A 17,894-nucleotide genomic window follows, 5' to 3' on the forward strand; every position below is an offset into this window, starting at 1 on the left:
TTAATCTGGACCGTTTCCAGATATGACCTGAAAGCGAGCCAGAATGAAACGCCTCCTCGCGGCACTTTCGGCCGGAGTGCTTGCGCTCACGCTCACAGCCTGCTCATCGGATGATAATTCTGCGGGCGAATCCGCATCGTCCGGCGCGGCCGCCTCCGAGGGCGACTTCCCGATTGAGATTGAGCACGCCTTCGGTACCACCACGATCGAATCCAAGCCAGAGCGCGTCGCCTCCGTTAACTGGGCCAACCACGAGGTTCCCCTCGCACTTGGGGTGGTTCCTGTTGGTATGGCTGCGGCTAATTTTGGGGACGACGACGGCGATGGCGTCCTTCCCTGGGTCGACGAAAAGTTGGATGAACTCGGTGCTGAAACACCAGTGCTCTTCGATGAAACTGACGGCATCGATTTCGAAGCGGTGGCTGATACTGATCCTGACGTCATCCTCGCTGCATACTCCGGCCTGACGCAGGAAGACTATGACACCCTGAGCGAGATCGCTCCCGTGGTTGCCTTCCCGGAAGCCGCGTGGGCCACTTCTTGGCGCGACGTCATTCTTTATAACTCTAAGGGCATGGGTATGGAGGCCGAGGGCGAGCAGCTCGTGGCCGATCTCGATTCTGAGATCTCCGATACTGTTGCCGAATACCCGAACCTCGAAGGCAAGGCCACGATGTTCGTGACGCACGTGGACACCACGGATCTTTCCACGGTGAACTTCTACACCGCGAACGATACGCGCGCCGCCTTCTTCGAGGATCTGGGCCTCACCACGCCGAAGGCTGTTGAAGAGGCCTCGGCATCCGGTGAGTTCTCTGGAAGCGTGTCCGCCGAGCAGGTTGATCAGTTCGATGATGTGGACCTTATCGTCACCTACGGCGATCAGGAGCTCGTGGACGTGCTCAAGGCTGATCCACTCCTTGGCCAGATGCCAGCAATCGCCAATGATTCCATCGTGTTCCTTGACGGATCGGGCCCGATGGGCACCGCCGCCAACCCGACTCCTCTGTCTATTTCATGGGTTCTTGACGATTACGTTAAGGAGCTCTCTGAAGCTGTGGGCGAGTGAACAAGGGGCTGAAGCCCCTTTGGCTGCTGGTACTGCTTGCAGTTTTGGTGGCGCTGGCCGGCGCATCAATTGCAATCGGCTCGCGTAGCGTTTCCTGGTCCGAAATCGTGGGAGCGCTTGGAGGTTCGGCCGACGGGTTGGGGCAGGCGGCTGTGACCAAGCGGATCACGCGAACCGCTCTCGCGATGCTGCTGGGTGCCGCCCTCGGGGTCTCGGGGGCCGTGATGCAGGGCGTGACGCGCAATCCGCTGGCTGATCCCGGAATCCTAGGCGTCAACATGGGTGCCTCACTGGCCGTCGTGGTGGGCATAGCCTACTTTGGGTTGTGGACGTACACCGGTTTTATTTGGACTGCGATCATCGGGGCGGGAATCACCGCCGTATTCGTCTACATTATTGGCTCTCTTGGTCGTGGTGGATCAACGCCTCTGAAGCTGGCGCTGTCTGGCGCAGCGGTTTCCGCTGCCGCCTCATCGTTCATTAGCGCCGTCGTGCTTCCGCGCGGGGACATCGCAGGGAACGTCCGTTCCTGGCAGATCGGCGGCGTTGGCGGCGCGAGTCCCGCCGCGATCTCTCAGGTGCTGCCCTTCCTCGTGGTGGGCTTCCTCATCTGCTGGGCGAGCGCGCGGAGTTTGAACGCGCTTGCCCTTGGCGATGAGCTCGCAGCGGGCCTAGGCGAAAATGTCATGCTGGTGCGGGCGTTTTCGGCGCTCGGTGCCGTGCTGCTGTGCGGGGCGGCAACCGCCGTTGCCGGGCCCATCGGATTCGTGGGGCTCGTGGTTCCCCACCTGTGTCGGTTGCTTATCGGGGTGGACCACCGCTGGCTCATCCCGTTTTCGGCGCTCAGTGGAGCCATCCTGCTCACTGCCGCCGACATTCTGGGGCGCATCATCGCCCGTCCGGATGAACTAGACGTTGGTATTGTGACGGCGCTTGTTGGCGCCCCATTCTTCATCGCCATTGTGCGCCGCCAGAAAGTGAAGGAGCTGTGATGGCAGTACTCGCAGAGCTCCCACCGGCCGTACGTGTGCGTGAGGCCCGGCGTTCGCGCGGCCGTAGGCGCCATGCCGTGATCGGAATCCTTGCAGTTCTCATCGTGGCGGTGTTCGCGGTGTCGCTGATGGTAGGTAACACGTTCTACACCCCCAGCGAGATACTGGGGGTTATCTTGGGCCACGACGTTCCGGGCGCCACGTTCACAGTGGGGCGGCTTCGTTTGCCACGGGCGGTTCTGGCCGTTCTTGCGGGGCTGTGCTTTGGAATGGGAGGGGTCACCTTCCAGACCATGCTGCGAAACCCGCTCGCAAGCCCGGACATTGTGGGAATCAGCTCGGGCGCAAGCGCGGCAGCCGCCTTCTCAATCGTCATGCTGGGCTGGAGCGGAACGCGAGTGTCCGTGTTCGCGATTGTGGCAGGCCTTGGGGTGGCGATCGCCATCTACCTACTGTCATTCCGAGGCGGGGTTTCCGGCACGCGCCTGATTCTTATCGGAATCGGGATCGCAGCGATGCTGGATTCGGTCACGTCCTATGTTCTGGCCAAAGCACCCCAGTGGGAGCTACAGGAGGCCATGAGGTGGCTGACAGGCAGTCTCAACGGCACGGATTGGGGTGCTGTCCGTCCGGTGCTCATCGTCTTCTTGATTCTTGGGCCCATTCTGCTGAGTCAGGCAAAGAACCTCTCGATGCTCCAGCTTGGGGACGATACTGCTGCCGCCCTAGGCGTGCGAACCGAGCGCACCCGCATCATCCTCATTGTTGCCGCCGTTGGCCTCATCTCCTTTGCCACGGCCGCTTCTGGTCCAATCGCATTCGTTGCCTTCCTTTCCGGGCCAATCGCCGCGCGCATCGTGGGCCCGCATGGCTCGCCGCTCATTCCAGCCGCCCTCGTGGGCGCGCTTTTGGTTCTCGTGGCAGACCTCGTGGGGCAGTTTGCCTTCGGCTCCCGCTATCCCGTTGGCGTGGTGACCGGAGCCCTCGGTGCCCCCTACCTCGTATACCTCATCATTCGCACAAATCGCGCAGGAGGATCATTGTGACAATTACTCAAGCGCCGCCGGCCGGCACTCACACGCTCGACGCTACCGAGCTCACGCTTGGATACGGCGATCGAACGGTGATCGAGGGTCTGCAGCTGTCCGTTGCGTCCGGCAAGATCACCGCCATCGTGGGGGCAAATGCCTGCGGCAAGTCCACACTGCTGCGCTCCATGTCCCGCCTGCTCTCCCCGCGCTCGGGTCAGGTACTGTTGGACGGCCGTGAAGTCCATAAGATGCCCGCGAAGGAGCTGGCTCGCACGCTGGGCCTGCTTCCACAATCCCCAATCGCGCCTGAGGGCATCACCGTAACCGATCTTGTTGGACGCGGACGCAACCCACATCAAGGCATGTTTTCGCGCTGGAGCACGGCCGATGATGAGGCCGTGGCCAACGCCCTCGAAGTTACTCGCACCCTCGAGCTCGCGGATCGCCCCATCGATGAGCTCTCTGGCGGCCAGCGCCAGCGCGTGTGGATCGCTATGGCTCTTGCCCAGGACACGGACCTGCTGCTGCTAGACGAGCCCACCACGTTCCTAGACGTCAGCCATCAGGTGGAAGTGCTCGATCTCTTGACGGACTTGAACGAATCCCGCGGCACCACGATCGTTATGGTGCTTCACGATCTCAATCTGGCCGCGCGCTACGCCGATTGCCTCGTGGCGATGGCCGGTGGCGCCGTGTGCTGCGCGGGAGATCCCAATGATGTGTTCACCGAGGAGCTGGTGCGCGAAGTGTTCGGTATGGAGAGCCGAATCATCGAGGATCCCACTTCGGGCCGCCCGCTGATGCTGCCACTTGGACGCCATCACACCTGCTAAGCGTTTTGGGAACCCCGTCCGCGTGTGCCTAATATGAAGGGGATAAGGACAACCTCAAAGGAATAGACCCAGTGAGTAACACCAGCTTTTCACGCATCATCAACCAAGCTCATACTCACTATGAACCGGGTGTTCCATTTGAGGTTCCGTGCCCTGATGGCTCGGTGTTCGAGCTGCTCGCGCACAGCGCCAAGGCGTGGCCCAGTGCGCCGGCGATCGATTACTTCGCCCGCGAGTGGAGCTACCGCGACCTCATGGAAGAATCCCTCAAGGCCGCTCGAGTCCTAGCGGATGCTGGCATCAAGAAGGGCGACGTTGTTTCCTTCGCGATGCCGAACTGCCCGCAGCATCTTATCGCCTTCTACGGCGCGATGCGCCTTGGTGCGATCGTTGCCGAGCTCAATCCGCTGGCACCCGCAAACCAAATGCGGGAGCAGATTGAGCGGCACGGGGGCACTCTGTGCGTGGCTTGGCAAAAGGCGGCCGGCACGCTCGTGAACGCAGGAGTGAAACCCAAGAACATCCTGACGGTTGATATCAGCCATCCACTTCCGGCCAAGATGCGTGCCGCGCTGCGCCTACCGGTACCCAAGGCGCGCAAGACCCGTAAGCAGATGAAGAGCTCCACGCCGCGCGGTTCGCTCTCTTGGGACAAGAAGGTGGATGCCGCAACGCCATACGCTGGTCCAGATCCCGACATCACGGCCACCGACACCGCGGTGATTCTCCATTCCTCGGGCACCAACGGTGTGCCTAAGTCTGTTCCTCTCACTCACGGCAACATTCGCGTAAACGTGAACCAGAACCTCTTCTGGGTATTCGAGCTAGATCGTGGCGCGGAGTGCTTCTTCTCGCTCCTGCCCTATTTCCACGCCTTCGGCATGACCTTCCTGCTGGGATGCGGTGTGGCAATCGGCGCCTGCCAGATTATTCTGCCAACGTTTGATCCCGGACTAGCCCTCGAAGCGCACAAGCGCCGCCCCGTCAGCTTCTTCCTCGGCGTCCCGCCAATGTTCGATCGCATCTGCAAGCGTTCTATCGAAGACGATGTGGACATCTCCACGATCCGATACTCCGTATCCGGCGGCATGTCGCTCGCCTCGGAGATCGCGGAGGCATGGGAGGCCCGCACGGGTGCCTACATCATTGAGGGCTATGGAATGTCCGAGACCTCCCCAACGCTGTGTGGCTCCCCGCTCTCTGCTGAGCGCCGTCCCGGGTGCTTGGGCCTCCCGTTCCCGAACATGGACGTCCGGCTGGCCGATCAGGAGGATCCATCCAAGGACGTAGAGGATGGCAAGCCCGGCGAACTTCTCGTCAAAGGTCCACAGGTGTTTTCGGGCTACCTTGACGCCCCGGAGGAGAACGAGGCCGCCTTCTACGACGGGTGGTTCCGTACCGGGGATATTGCGCGCAACGATGACGGCTTCCTCTACCTCGTTGATCGCTCCAAGGATCTCATCATTACCTCAGGCTTCAATATCTTCCCCTCACAGGTTGAGGGTGCGATTAAGAGGTTGACTAGTGCGCAGGACGTCGTCGTCGTTGGAATAGACAACTCCGCAACTGGCGAAGAAGTGGCTGCGGTGGTCAAGGCGCCGTGGCGGAACCCGGACTTGAAGCGTCTTCGCGCCACGCTGGAAAAGGAGTTGCCGCACTACGCGCTGCCGCGCCAACTTCACCTAGTGGGCGAGATTCCGCATTCGATGATCGGTAAGCCGGAGCGCAAGCAGGTGCGTGAGACGCTCATCGCGGCGGCGCCTTCGGAGAAGGTCACGGATTCGCGTGAGGGCAAAACCGGGCCGTTTTCCTAGTCCGCGAGAACAACCTCAACGCCGGCCTCGCGAAGCTTTTCCAGCTCCTCCTGCGGAGTCTCGGAATCCGTGATCACGGCGGAAAACTTGCTGACGGGCACGATCTTGTGGAGGCCAGTGCGCGTGAATTTCGTGTGGTCCACCATCAGGACGTTGCGGGTGGCAGAATCCACCATTGCCCGCTTAGTCTCGGCCACCACGGGATCGGGATGGAAGCAGTAGCCCCCGGAAATTGCGGTCACGGACATGAGGCACACGTCGATGCCCAGACTCTCGATGTTGCGTACCGTCATCGGCCCAAAATACGCATCCGCCCAGTTATAGTAATCGCCACCCAGGTGAATGAGGCTGATGTGCGGGTCCCCAATCAGGCCCTCCTCAATGAACCGGGCATTTGTTGCCACAGTGACAGGTGCCAGTTCGCGCAGCCCCGGCAGCATGTGGGCACTGGTGGTGGAATCGTCGAGTATCACGGCGTCACCTGGTCCCACGTACGTGAGGGCCGCGGCCGCGATGAGGTCCTTGAGGGTGTTGTTTTGGCCGAGACGGAGTTTTGAGGAAATTTCTACAAGGGACGACGACGGCGCACTCACCTCGCCGTATGACCGCGTCAACATACCTTGATCAACCAGTTCCGAGATGTCGCGGTAGACGGTCATGGTGGATACGCCGAGGTTATCGGCCAGCCAATCAACCGTTGTGACGCCCTCGTGAATCACGAGGGAGACGATCTTGCGGAGGCGAGCTTTCCGAGTTTGGGGAATGCGCTTGGCTGCTCCCGCCTGCATGCTGCCGCTGGTCAAGGTGAGCTCCTCGAGTAAGGTGGGGACACCAGTTTGTAGCGTCCCCACCTACTTTAGGTGAATCTACCTACGGACGTACAGGAAGAACGGCCTGTGTGACAGCCGCCAGAACGTCGCTGACCTTCCCCTGAAGGATGTCATTGATCGCGAAGAGCAGCGGGAGCTGACCTGCGATGTCACTGGCGCGCTGGGATACCAGAGTCATAGCTAGGCCGGTGGCGGGCACGCCCTCCACAGTCTGCTCCAGACGCGTCATCTCGGCCAGCGCCTCGTCAGGCTTCTCGCCCCTGCCGAGCCGAACGCCGTAGACCTTGTTGCGGCCGGACAAGCCGGTCACTTCAAGATCGCCCACACCCGGGAGGTCGTAGGCCGTCTCCGGCCTTGCGCCAAGCTTCTGGCCCAGAAGCGACATCTCACGGATGGCCTGAGCAAACGCAGCCGCCTTGAGGTTGTGATGGGGGACCCCAGTTGCCTCCTCAAGACCATCGGCGATGCCCAGCGAGATCGCGTACACGTTCTTCATGGGAGCACAGATCTCCACGCCAACTTCGTCGCCAGACGCGGCAATCGCATAGTTGGGTGTGCGTGCGGCGCGGGCGGCCGTCTTAGCCACCTCGATGTCGCGGCATCCGTACATCGTGGCCGTGGGCTTGGCGTCCGCGCACTCGTTGGCCTTGACCGGCCCGGCGATCGCCACGATCGGGGGGATCGTGACGCCGAGTTCTCCGGCAATGCGACGGAGCGCGTCCGGGAGGAGCTGGATGTTGCCGTCAGGATCCGGGCAGAATCCCTTGGACGTCATCCAGATTGCCTCTGCATCGCCTAGGAGTGGGAGCGCTAGTTTTGCCACGCCGGGAACGCCTTCGGAGGACACGGACATGACCACCACGTCCGAGCCTTCGATGGCTTCGGCCAGCTGATCGGAGCGATAGGTGGTGACTTTATCGGAGATCACCACGTTGATTCGCGGGTGGGGCTGGCCCGCCTCAATAGCGTCGATCAGGTGATCGTCCAGCCATGTGCCCCACAGGTGCACGTCTAGGCCTGCGTCCACGAGTGGGCGCGTGAGGCCTGCGCCCATTGCTCCGGCGCCTAGAACTGTAATTCTCTGCATAAGATGTTCCTCTTCTTAGATTTCGGCCTTCGGTGATTCTGGCTTGGTTGATGGGTAGCGCTCCGCGATCTGGTGCAGCTCCTCGAAGGTGTCCTTGAGCTGGGGGTAGAGCTTCTGCTGAACCGCGGCTACTTGCCGGTAGCGATCGTGCATTTCCATGTTGGGCGTGATGACGTCACCGAAGCGGGCCATTGCCTTGGCGGAGGCTGCCACGTTCGGCTCCCCGTCCACTACCGGCTCGTGTGCGCCGATGGCGGCCATTGCGAGCACTGAGGCACCCAGAGCGGAGATCTCATCTTCAGCGCACACCGTGATTTCGATGCCGGTGGTATCGGCCATGATCTGGCGCCATAGCATGGAGCGCGTGCCGCCCCCCATTGCTCGTAGTGACGTAATCTTCACGCCTGTGCCGCGCTCAATGGCATCGAGGTTATTGCGCATCTCGAAGCCGATCGACTCCAAGATTGAACGGTACATGTGCGCACGTGAATGAGTTCCGCGCCAGCCCACTACTGCGCCGCGTGCCACGGAATCCCAGTAAGGAGACTGTACGGCGTTCCAGTAAGGCAGGGTAATGAGGCCTTCGGATCCCGGTGGGATTTGTGAGGCTGCCTCATCGAGGGCCGGATCCGGTTCGCCCAGGAGCTTCGGATCGCCCAGCGTTTCGCGGAACCAACCGGCAAGGTAGGAGCCCGATGATTGAAGGACCTCGAACACGTAGTGGCCAGGGATGCCCGAATCAAGCGTGCGGAAGATCGGATCGTAAATGTAGTTTGCTGCGTCCACGCCGGCATTGACTGCGGTGCCGAGGTTCAGGTAGGCAACGTTTGCCTCCACTGCCGCTGCACCCACGCCGGCTGCTTGGCCGTCACCGAGTCCCGATACCACGGATACCTCTGGAGAAATATCCCATTCGGCAGCAAGTTCAGGCTTGACCGTGTCAACGATTGTCGCGGGCGGAACCAGTTCTGGCATCTGATCACGCCGTACACCGGCGATGTCCAGCAGCTCATCGGCCCACTCGCGCTTTTCGATATCGAAGAGTCCCAGCGAATCGGCACAGGCAGTTGAGGAAACCCAACGTCCAGTCAGGTTGAAGGTAATGGCGCAAGCAACGTCAACGATCTTATCTGCCTCCTCAAAGTACTCCGGGTTGTTCTCCTTGACCCAAGCCATCTTGTAGATCGCGGGCGTGACGCCGGCGGGCTTACCTGAAAGCTCATGGATGTGATCGTTGCCGTACTTGCGGATCTGCTCGGTGGCGCGGCCGTCCAGCCAGAGGATTCCGGGGCCAACGGGCGTCCCATCGTCGAGGAACGGCGCGAATGATTCGCGCTGGTGCGTGATGCCGATAGCCTTCACGCGCTTGCGAAGCTCTGGTGTGAGGGAGGCTAGTGCCTCAGTAATGGTCTCGTGGGTGGTTTCCCACCAGCGCGCTGGATGGTGCTCATAGAAGTCCATGGCTGGGGTGTGGAGCTGGATGTTCCGCTTGGCGGTCACAAGGACTTCGCCGGCGGTATCCACAACGATTGCCTTGGTTGACGTAGTTGATGAATCGACGGCAACAACAAGAGGCCCGGGGGCTGGTGTTTGAATTTTCTCGGTCATGGTGTCTCTTTTCGTCAGTGAAATGACACGCCAACGCGGTTACGCTGACTCCTAAATTATTAATTACTCTGTTAGATTCCACAAGAAAACTGTGAAAGTTGGGCGCGCACGTTTTCCCAGAAGCCGTCCGGGAAATTTCCTAGGTTTTGTGGTGCTGGGCATCCGGCCCTCCACTAGACTGGCTGTGTGACTACAACCCCAGAGCCGATTTTGTACACGGTTGCGCCGGAACGCTGGTCTCGCAGCGTGCAGAGATGGCTAGCCAACCAGAAGATTGATGACACTGTTCTTTTCGACGTTCCTATGGTCACCCGGTTTCGCGGGGTGACGAGGCGGCGCGGCATTCTCCTGCATGGCCAGGGCGGTTGGGGCGAATGCGCCCCATTCGAGGAGTACGGTCCAGACGAGGCATGCCTGTGGCTGCGCAGCGCCGCCGACGCCGCCACCAGCGGACTCAACATTCCTGCTGTGCGAGCCGAGATCCCTGTGAACGTCACGATTCCAGTGATCGATCCCGAGGCTGCGGCTTCCCGTGCATCCTCATCACGTTGCCGCACTGCAAAAGTCAAGGTGGCCGATCAGAATTCTTCGCTTGAGAGCGACGAAGCTCGCGTGCGTTCAGTCGCAGACGCGCTCGCGGCCGAACACGGCGACGCTGCGAGGGTCCGAATCGACGCCAACGGGGCGTGGGACCGGGACCAGGCCGTCGCTGCGATCACCCGGCTGAATCAAGCGGCCGGGGCCGTTGGTGGCCTAGAATACGCGGAGCAGCCGTGCCAGAGCGTTGACGATCTTGCGTGGGTACGCAGGCAGGTTGATGTGCCGATCGCTGCGGACGAATCTATTCGCCGCTCCGATGATCCTTTCCGAGTGGTCCAAGCCGAGGCCGCAGATCTCGCGGTCATTAAGGTTGCACCCCTTGGGGGAGTGCGCATGGCACTGGAGCTTGCCCAGAGATTGGAGATCCCGGTGGTCGTGTCTTCGGCACTTGATACGTCGATCGGGTTGTCCGCCGGGGTGGTCCTCGCTGCCTCGCTGCCTGATCTTCCCTACGCATGCGGTTTGGACACAGGAACGCTCCTCGGCGCTGACGTTGTGGATGAACCGCTGCGGTCCTCGCAGGGAGTCTTGGCGCTGGATAGCGCACGTGCCATCCTTCAGTCAGATGCGCTGCGCGAGTCTGATGTTGATTCGGAGGCGCGGAAAGAACTTCGCGATAGTGGTTGGATCGAACGTGTGGAATCGATGATTGAGAACCTGGCGTGAGAGGTTCGATCTCCCTTGCGACTGAGATTGTCGCAGGCCTCATCTCTGCTGGCGTGCAGCACGTGGCGTATTGTCCCGGATCGCGGGACGCGCCCTTTGCATACACGCTGGAGGCGGCCGAGCGCCAAGGGCTTATCGAAGTTGCCGTCTTCAGCGAGGAGCGCGGTGCAGGTTTTTGGGCGGTGGGGGCGGCGAAGGCTGGAGAGACGGTCGCCGTTGTCACTACCTCGGGCACCGCAGCCGCCGAGCTTCATCCCGCGCTCGAGGAGGCGTACTTCCAGGGCCTACCGGTTATTGCCATTACCGCGGACCGCCCTCACGAGATGAGGAGGGTGGGTGCTTCGCAAACCACTCACCAAGAAGGAATCTATGGGACCAGCGTTGTTGCGCAGGAATCTCTTCCTGCCATCGACTCCCCATCGGAAGCGCAAGCCAAGAGCATCCGCAGCCGAGTAAGCCGTCTGATAGGTGCCGCCCGCGGGTTCATGGGCCAAGCGGGCCCGGCTCATCTCAATGTGGGTTTTAGGGATCCACTGGTCCCCGATGATGCCACCTTCAGATTCACGGACAAACACACGAAGACCGTACCAGCCGAGAGGGTTTTCCCGGCATGGAGCTGGGTAGTAAATGAGGACCTTCGCACCGTCGTGGTTGCTGGCGACGGCGCAGAACCTGCGATTGCCGCCATGGCCAACGCTCGCGCGATCCCCGTTCTTGCCGAACCGACTTCTGGGGCCACTGACTGCGAGGCGTGGATTCCCTACGAGCAGCAGGTTGTGGGCCATTTAGGCGATCAGATCGAGCAGATCATTGTGACTGGTAGGCCCACTCTGTCCCGCCCGATCGCCGCATTATTAGGCCGACAAGATGTCCGCAAGATCGTAGTGGCCTCGCACCGCGAGTGGACTGACGTAGCTGGCACTGCAGAAATAGTGGTTGAGGGCTTGTCCGACTCCCCACATGGCTATTCCGACGAGTGGCTCAATGCATGGCGCAGCGCCGCTGCACTCGTCGAGTCCAAATTGGATCTTTCTGGCCTCTCACTTCTGTCAGCGTGCCATGCCGTCTGGCATGCTGAAGGCGATTCGCAATTGTGGTTGGGTGCCTCCAATACGATCCGTGGCTTCGATCTGGTGGCCAATGCGCCCGGCCGTTCAGGCGTGTTTGCCAACCGGGGGCTCGCCGGTATCGATGGCACCATTGCCTCGGCGCTTGGCTTTGCCATGGCCGCCAGAACGCCAGTGCGTGCAGTCATGGGCGATATGACGTTTGCCTATGATCTGACATCGCTGGCACAACGTCCCGAAAAGGTAGAAGCCGAAGGGCAAGAACCAGACATCCAAGTCATTGTGCTCGACGACGGCGGCGGCTCCATCTTTGCTTCCCTAGAACATGGCAACGCCTCGCCGGAACTCTATGAACGTTTCTTTGCGGCGAAGCCTCAACTAGATGTGTGCGCAGCGGCCGAGGCTGCCGGATGGCGGGCCCGTTCAGTCGAGTCACTTGAGGATCTTGAGCGTGAATTAACCGCGCCCGTGCGAGGCCGCTCGGTATTGCATGTGAAGATTCCATGGCCCGCTGCCGAGATTGCTTTTATACGCGCCTGTTGAGACTTGGCGTTATTGGGGGCGGGGTTGAGTTGTAGGTGTGGCCTGTGGGTGTGGTGATGTTTCGGGTGCTGGTGTTGGTTGGGGTGTGGTGCCAGCCGGGGTTTTCTTTGGTGTAGTTACAGCGGGCGCAGAGCCCGGTCCCGTTGCCAGCGCTTGTGTGGCCGCCTTTGGCGAACGGGTGGGCGTGGTCTAAATGGGCGATGGGTGCGTTACACCACGGGGTCCGGCACTGCTGATCACGCAGAACCAACGCCCGACGTAGTGCGCCGGTGAATTCGCGTTTCCGGGTGTCGATTTTTGTGATGTCTCCGGTGACCGGGTCGGTCAACACTCGCCGGAGAAACACCCTGGCTGGGCTCTGGTGATCATGGACCGGGTCAAGCATGTCCCGCGCGAGTGCTGCAGGGATGGGACCATAGCCGGGCATCCACGCGGCAGTAAACACATCCTCGGCGTGCCGGCCCGTATTATCAATGACCGGAGAGACGGAAACAGTATGCCCCGGAGTCTGAACTGTGCTGGTGGTGCCGAGCAATGTTTCGTCGGTCATGACCAACTGGACTTCGATGTTGACTGCCTCGGCATGGGCTTGCCCCGTCAGGCGTTGGACGAGCAGGTCGGCTTCGAGCTGGGCCGGGCCAGCCTGCACGGTCTCGTTGCTGAAGGCCATGGCGGTGGCCGCCTCGTGGAGGGCTTTCTTACAAGCAAAAGCCTGCCCTAACGGTAGTAGGGCGGTCAGGTAGGCCATCCCCGACGGTGCCGGACGTATGCTCACCGCCCGAGCAGACTTAGCCAGGGCGTGGGCTTTCATATAAGCCACTGGGTCGGCCTGCTGGGCTAGGGCCCGGACCTCACCGGCCAGACGGCGGGAACCGGTCTTTCCGTAGCGGGGTGCCATATGCCGATCGATCGCGGTTTTGCCTGCCGGGTCCAGGTGACTGGTTTCTTTGACCACCAGCCCCACCGTGTACTCCGACAGTCGCCCGTCCGAAAGGGCAGCTAACGCGTGGGGCATGTCGGTGGTGAGAGTGTGGGCGGTGCGTACCGCTGCGGATCCTTGCTGGGGTGAAACCTTTCGGGCCAGTCCGATCTCGCTGCCGATGCCTCGGGCTCGCTGTTCCAGCTTGATACCAGCATCTGCCTCGGCCTGGTCACGACGATGGCGAAACTCCTCGGTCGCCACCACCTGTGCTGCGGCGGCGGCGCTTTTAATGTCCTCCAGGAGGCGGATCTGATCAATACAGGCCGCCTCGCTACCGCCAACCAGCTGCCCGCGCAGCAAATCCGGACGATCTGCAGGACCCGCACGGCCCCGTCGGCGTCTTGGGAAACAGTCGTGGTGAGCACGGCGGCTGATTCGCCTACCCAGTCGATATCGTGTGCTGCGTAATCTTCTTCGGAGGGCGGTGCGGGGTGGTGCTCGGCCCACGCTTCAGGGACCCACGCATCCGATTCACAGGCCGTATCCTCAACCGCTGTCACCACACCCACCCCCTCGTACCTACCAAGAAACCGTCACATGTCCGAATGATTGTTCTACCCCTAGTTTACCGAACGACCATTCGAAACACAACACCTAAACACACCCAAACGTTATTAAAGATGATTGGGAGATAAGAAACCGTCGTCGTTATAAAACGGTAGAACACCACCAAAAGCAGCCCTAAGAAATAGCTAAAGCTCGGCCCCAGAAAGATCGGCAGCGCGCGAGTCCTCGACCCCAAGCGCCTCGAGCATGGGCCGCATTTTGGCGCTGGTTTCGGCTAGTTCCACGCTGGGGATGGAATCGGGCATGATGCCGCCTCCTGCGAAGAGGCGGATGGCGCGGCGGTCCTGTTCGAGCTGGCCGCAGCGCAACGCGATCCCAAATTCGCCGGAGCCGGTGCGGTCAATCCAGCCGACGGGCCCGGAGTAACGCCCGCGTTCGGTGCCTTCGAGGCGCCTGAGCAGATCGAAGGCGAGGGCGGTGGGGGTTCCACACACGGCGGCCGTGGGGTGGAGCGCGCCCGCGATGTCGAGGGCACTGGCTCCGGAGATCTGCGCGGTGACGTCCGTGGCCAGATGGACCACGTTGGGTAGTTCGAGGAGGAAGGGATCGGCGGGGACGTAAAGCTCCTCGGCAAGCGGTGCGAGAGCGCGGGCAACGGACTCGACCGCGAAGTGGTGTTCGTTCCGGTTCTTCACGGACTCTAGGAGTTCGCGCCCGGCTCCAGGTGAGGCGGTGCCGGCCAGAACGCGGGAGCGCACGGTGCCGTTCTGCACACTGGCCAGCATTTCGGGAGTAGCGCCAATGAGCCCACCTGCGGCGAAAACCCACGTGGATGGATAGCGATCGTGCAGGTTCGACGCGAGGAGGCGTTCGTCGATCTGCGATTCTGACGTGACCAGAATGTCGCGCGACAGCACCACTTTAGACGCGGCCCCAGCCCGCAGGGCCCGAAGTAGTTCATCCAGAGATGCGCGCCATCGTCCCTGTGTCATCCGCCCCGGCGCCGTGTGCAGATTGGCCGGCCGCGTAAGTGGTTCGGGAGTTTTTGGCGACGACGAATGCGAACCCTCGCGACGAACCTTCACCTTCACGGTTTCGCGGCCCCGGCGCACAACCGCAATCTCCGGCACGGCAACGAATCCTGGGGTCTGTTCGGCGAACCCGAAGGAGGCGATGGCGAACGGCGCGCTATTGGCCCACTCGTAGCCAGAATTATTAGTGACGCTGGCTTGTGCAGCCCCCGCCGCCCACTGCCGCGAGGCCTCCCGCATGGCGTGTTCTCCATCGGCATCGATACGCGCAGCCTCGCCCCATCCTACGATCTCAATATCCGAGCCAAGCCAAGCCAAGAGTCCGGAGCTAGAAGGCGCGAGATCAAGGAGATTCGACGGCGCACCGCCGAACGGCTGAACGTCAACGATAAGCGAAGGGAAACTTTCCCGATGTATGGACAATGGCCCGGACTCCTTGATTGGCTGCTCACATATAGTAACCAGAAAAAAATATCTTCACATCAAGTAATCTTGGGGCATGCATAATTCCGAGGAACTCCGCGATGAGGTTGATGGCATCGTCGCGGCGTGGGGCCGCGAGCGTACGGATTTCAACCCCGAGCCGCTTTCGGTGTTTTCCCGCCTGCTTCGCCTTGATCGCCACATCGATAAGATGCGGCGTCAGACGTTCGCGAAGCACGGCATCGAGTCTTGGGAATTCGAGATGCTGGCGGCTCTGAGGCGCCAAGGAAAGCCGTATCGGCTCACCGCTGGCCGGCTGGTCCAAGAAACCCTCGTATCTTCTGGGACCGTCACCAACAGGATCGATCGAATGGTGGCTCACGGATACGCCGAGCGCCATCCGGATCCTAAAGATCGTCGGGTTGTTCACGTCCAAGCCACCGAAGCCGGCGTGCGCGTGGTGGATGCAGCGATGGAGGATCTGCTGACCGCGGAACAGCACGAGCTAGAGGATATGCCGATCGCAGAGCAAAAGGAGCTGGCGGTTTTGCTCCGCCAGCTCCTTGCTCACTTCGAACGCTAGGCCTACGCGGCCTTCTTGAAGATCGTTGAGATCTTCATGCGTTCGCCTACGTGAAGGATGGACCGCTCGTAGATCTTTCCAGCAAGCGCCCCCAAGAGTGGGATCGTGATGAGTGTGAGCCCGATTGCCAACCCCTGCTCCCACGCGGCAACTCCGCCCACGGCTGCCCGCATCGGCATGAGGTATGGAGCTAGCACCGGGATATAGGACAACACCTCGGTGACCGTCGCATCCGGCTGAGCTGGAACCAGGTACATGGCCACATATAGCGGAATGAGCTGAAGGAAGATAATGGGAGTCTGGACGGCCCCCAGATCCTCCTGCCGCGATACCGTGGCGGACAACCCGCCGGTGATCGAGGCGAAGGTGAAGTACCCCAGAATGATCCACACGAGCACCATCGGGATGTATCCCCAGATGCCAAGAACACCGAAGGCGTCAAACACATCTCCGATATTGCTGAGCAGCCCGGCAAGCCCGAGCCCTCCCAGAAGGCCCGCCAAATAGACCAAGAATATGACGAGCATTCCCGAGCCGATACCGAGAATCTTGCCGAGCAATAATGTTCGTGGCTTCACGGTGGTCAGCAGGATCTCTACCACCCGGCTGGATTTCTCCTCAACCACGCCAGCGGAAAGCACGGATACTCCCATGATCGTGATCAACATGAGGATCATGATGGCCGCCATGCCCACCGCGTATCCGATGGGATTCTCAGCGATGGCATTCTCGGAGACGTCAACCGTGTGAATACTCAGGAGCGACGTTAGTGCGGATGACAATTCGGGTGTCAGCACCCCGTCCTGATCCGCCAGATACTTGGCCGAGGCAATAATGACCAGCCGCTCGATCTCTCCACCCGTATCGCCGGCTGAGATAACCGGCTGGGCAGGGTCGCCTGAAATAACGGCCTCGAAATCATTTGAATCGTCGTTGTAGGCAGCCTTCGGATCGATATCGCCAATATCCTCGGTCTCCACCCCGCTCTCCGAAAGGAACGGAGCCAGCGGGCTGGCCTCCTCAGTGATTCCGACCGTCACGGTGTTGGTTTCGGGGGCGGAGGAATCGTCGTCGTTCAAAAGGAAACGCCCAACAATTCCGGCGATCAAAAACAGGGCTACCAACACGGCCGTGGAGATTCGCATGGCCTTGGAGCCGAGCAGCGTCGTGAACTCGCGCTTAATAACAAGTCCAAGCATCGTTACGCTCCCTTCTTCCGCGAGAACCATCCGCGTTTAGCGGGCTTCTCCTCAGGCTGATCCTCGGGCGTTACCACCACGTTGTTGAAGAGTTCGGACAGGTGCGGGCGGCGCGGTGCGAACTCGTGCACCGGGCCAATCTCCATGAGTGCCCGCAGAACGTCCTGATCGTCCACGTCAGCCCGCGGAGCAAACACAAAACGGTTAGTGCCCTCGCGGTCTGGGGCCTCGGACGTACCGGCCAGCGGATCGTCTGCCGGGACGATGCCGAACGGGGCAAGCACCCCCTGAATGGCATCACGCGATGCCCCGGCGGCCACTGCCAGCTGCTCGGTGCCCGTGGCGCGCAGTTCGTCCACGGTGCCTTCGGCCACCATCGTGCCCATCGAAATAATGCCCACGCGATCGCTCAGCCGCTCCACCAGATCCAACTGATGCGAGGAGAAAATCACCGGCGCGCCGGTGGCGGCCTTTTCCTGAAGAACCTTGCTCATGACCTCCACAGCCGTGGGATCCAGCCCAGAGAAAGGCTCGTCCAAAATAAGGAGCTCGGGATCGTGTACCAGCGCCGCGGCCAACTGAACGCGCTGTTGGTTACCGAGCGAGAGTTTCTGAACGTTGTCATCACGCCGCCACGCGATGCCGAGCCGTTCGGTCCATTCCTCCGTGTTGCTGTGCGCCTGAGCCTTGTTCAGCCCATGCAGCCTCGCGAGATACTCAAGTTGCGGGCCAACCTGCATCCGCGGGTATAGGCCGCGCTCTGACGGCATGTAGCCGATCCGCCGCCGTGCAGCGAAATCCAGATCTGCCCCGTTCCACGCTACAGTCCCGGAATCGGCGGCCATGACGCCCATCATGATGCGCATCGCCGTGGTTTTTCCGGCCCCGTTCGATCCCACGAATCCAAAGATCTCTCCCGGATTCACGTGGAAGCTCAGGTTATCGAGGGCTTTAAGGCTTCCAAAAGTCTTGTTTAGTTGGTCTATTTCCAGCATAGGTCCCCTACCTGTTGGGCTCACAACCTACCAG

General features: G+C 60.9%; 15 protein-coding genes. 8 read left to right on the forward strand and 7 right to left on the reverse strand.

All coding sequences use genetic code 11. From position 1 onward, the window contains the following. The first annotated feature begins 43 nt into the window (after positions 1-43). The 5 genes from DD236_RS02290 to DD236_RS02310 all read left to right on the forward strand — a co-directional run bounded on the left by DD236_RS02290 (position 44) and on the right by DD236_RS02310 (position 5,739). Positions 44-1,069, forward strand: coding sequence for an iron-siderophore ABC transporter substrate-binding protein (locus DD236_RS02290; RefSeq protein ID WP_109092749.1), 1,026 nt, complete (start codon positions 44-46; stop codon positions 1,067-1,069). Then, the gene (locus tag DD236_RS02295) at positions 1,066-2,061 is read left to right on the forward strand and encodes a FecCD family ABC transporter permease (RefSeq protein ID WP_109092750.1); all 996 of its coding nucleotides are present in this window, start codon (positions 1,066-1,068) and stop codon (positions 2,059-2,061) included. Before DD236_RS02290 ends, DD236_RS02295 begins: the two co-directional genes overlap by 4 nt. Beyond that, positions 2,061-3,107: a FecCD family ABC transporter permease gene (locus DD236_RS02300; RefSeq protein ID WP_109092751.1), complete on the forward strand. Its 1,047-nt coding sequence runs from the start codon at positions 2,061-2,063 to the stop codon at positions 3,105-3,107. The genes DD236_RS02295 and DD236_RS02300 overlap by 1 nt, the downstream gene beginning before the upstream one ends. Then, complete coding sequence (locus DD236_RS02305; RefSeq protein ID WP_479768591.1) at positions 3,101-3,925, forward strand: ABC transporter ATP-binding protein; 825 nt, start codon at positions 3,101-3,103, stop codon at positions 3,923-3,925. The genes DD236_RS02300 and DD236_RS02305 overlap by 7 nt, the downstream gene beginning before the upstream one ends. A 71-nt stretch (positions 3,926-3,996) precedes the next feature. Continuing rightward, on the forward strand, positions 3,997-5,739 hold the full coding sequence (locus tag DD236_RS02310; RefSeq protein ID WP_243409877.1) for an AMP-binding protein: 1,743 nt from the start codon (positions 3,997-3,999) through the stop codon (positions 5,737-5,739). Here the strand turns inward: DD236_RS02310 and DD236_RS02315 are convergent. From DD236_RS02315 to DD236_RS02325, 3 genes are all read right to left on the reverse strand, one after another. Further along, positions 5,736-6,542 (reverse strand): DeoR/GlpR family DNA-binding transcription regulator, encoded by an 807-nt coding sequence (locus tag DD236_RS02315; protein ID WP_133246042.1) that lies wholly within the window; start codon positions 6,540-6,542, stop codon positions 5,736-5,738. The two genes, DD236_RS02310 and DD236_RS02315, sit on opposite strands and share 4 nt — an antisense overlap. A 67-nt stretch (positions 6,543-6,609) precedes the next feature. Next, positions 6,610-7,656 (reverse strand): NAD(P)H-dependent glycerol-3-phosphate dehydrogenase, encoded by a 1,047-nt coding sequence (locus DD236_RS02320; protein WP_109092753.1) that lies wholly within the window; start codon positions 7,654-7,656, stop codon positions 6,610-6,612. 15 nt (positions 7,657-7,671) lie between these two features. Further along, positions 7,672-9,264: a xylulokinase gene (locus DD236_RS02325; protein WP_109092754.1), complete on the reverse strand. Its 1,593-nt coding sequence runs from the start codon at positions 9,262-9,264 to the stop codon at positions 7,672-7,674. A gap of 186 nt (positions 9,265-9,450) precedes the next feature. Between DD236_RS02325 and DD236_RS02330 the strand changes: the two genes are divergently transcribed. Together DD236_RS02330 and menD are read left to right on the forward strand one after the other, a co-directional pair. Further along, positions 9,451-10,530, forward strand: coding sequence for an o-succinylbenzoate synthase (locus DD236_RS02330; protein ID WP_207785657.1), 1,080 nt, complete (start codon positions 9,451-9,453; stop codon positions 10,528-10,530). Further along, the gene (menD, locus tag DD236_RS02335) at positions 10,527-12,140 is read left to right on the forward strand and encodes a 2-succinyl-5-enolpyruvyl-6-hydroxy-3-cyclohexene-1-carboxylic-acid synthase (RefSeq protein ID WP_109092755.1); all 1,614 of its coding nucleotides are present in this window, start codon (positions 10,527-10,529) and stop codon (positions 12,138-12,140) included. Before DD236_RS02330 ends, menD begins: the two co-directional genes overlap by 4 nt. Here the strand turns inward: menD and DD236_RS02340 are convergent. Both DD236_RS02340 and DD236_RS02345 read right to left on the reverse strand, forming a co-directional pair. Further along, the gene (locus DD236_RS02340; protein ID WP_165819801.1) at positions 12,124-13,422 is read right to left on the reverse strand and encodes an HNH endonuclease; all 1,299 of its coding nucleotides are present in this window, start codon (positions 13,420-13,422) and stop codon (positions 12,124-12,126) included. The genes menD and DD236_RS02340 overlap by 17 nt on opposite strands. A 392-nt stretch (positions 13,423-13,814) precedes the next feature. Continuing rightward, positions 13,815-15,083 (reverse strand): isochorismate synthase, encoded by a 1,269-nt coding sequence (locus DD236_RS02345; protein WP_243409878.1) that lies wholly within the window; start codon positions 15,081-15,083, stop codon positions 13,815-13,817. Positions 15,084-15,159: 76 nt separating this feature from the next. On the opposite strand from DD236_RS02345, the gene DD236_RS02350 reads away from it, so the two are divergent. Then, positions 15,160-15,666 carry a MarR family winged helix-turn-helix transcriptional regulator gene (locus DD236_RS02350; RefSeq protein WP_109092757.1) on the forward strand — a complete coding sequence of 169 codons (507 nt, stop codon included), beginning with the start codon at positions 15,160-15,162 and terminating at the stop codon, positions 15,664-15,666. A 2-nt stretch (positions 15,667-15,668) separates the two neighbouring features. On the opposite strand, the gene DD236_RS02355 is transcribed toward DD236_RS02350, so the two are convergent. Continuing rightward, on the reverse strand, positions 15,669-16,865 hold the full coding sequence (locus tag DD236_RS02355; RefSeq protein WP_165819802.1) for an ABC transporter permease: 1,197 nt from the start codon (positions 16,863-16,865) through the stop codon (positions 15,669-15,671). Positions 16,866-16,867: 2 nt separating this feature from the next. Then, positions 16,868-17,860, reverse strand: a complete 993-nt coding sequence (locus DD236_RS02360; RefSeq protein ID WP_109092759.1) for an ABC transporter ATP-binding protein — start codon at positions 17,858-17,860, stop codon at positions 16,868-16,870. Positions 17,861-17,894 lie beyond the last annotated feature (34 nt).

This window comes from Ancrocorticia populi (assembly GCF_003123745.1).
GTDB classification, from domain to species: Bacteria; Actinomycetota; Actinomycetes; order Actinomycetales; family Actinomycetaceae; genus Ancrocorticia; species Ancrocorticia populi.

What these genes read in the sequence shown, in the direction of transcription:
- DD236_RS02355 (WP_165819802.1), bottom strand. Translation starts at nt 16,865, where the DNA reads ATGCTTGGACTTGTTATTAAGCGCGAGTTCACGACGCTGCTCGGCTCC.
- DD236_RS02300 (WP_109092751.1), top strand. Translation starts at nt 2,061, where the DNA reads ATGGCAGTACTCGCAGAGCTCCCACCGGCCGTACGTGTGCGTGAGGCC.
- DD236_RS02360 (WP_109092759.1), bottom strand. Translation starts at nt 17,860, where the DNA reads ATGCTGGAAATAGACCAACTAAACAAGACTTTTGGAAGCCTTAAAGCC.
- DD236_RS02290 (WP_109092749.1), top strand. Translation starts at nt 44, where the DNA reads ATGAAACGCCTCCTCGCGGCACTTTCGGCCGGAGTGCTTGCGCTCACG.
- DD236_RS02325 (WP_109092754.1), bottom strand. Translation starts at nt 9,264, where the DNA reads ATGACCGAGAAAATTCAAACACCAGCCCCCGGGCCTCTTGTTGTTGCC.
- DD236_RS02320 (WP_109092753.1), bottom strand. Translation starts at nt 7,656, where the DNA reads ATGCAGAGAATTACAGTTCTAGGCGCCGGAGCAATGGGCGCAGGCCTC.
- DD236_RS02350 (WP_109092757.1), top strand. Translation starts at nt 15,160, where the DNA reads ATGCATAATTCCGAGGAACTCCGCGATGAGGTTGATGGCATCGTCGCG.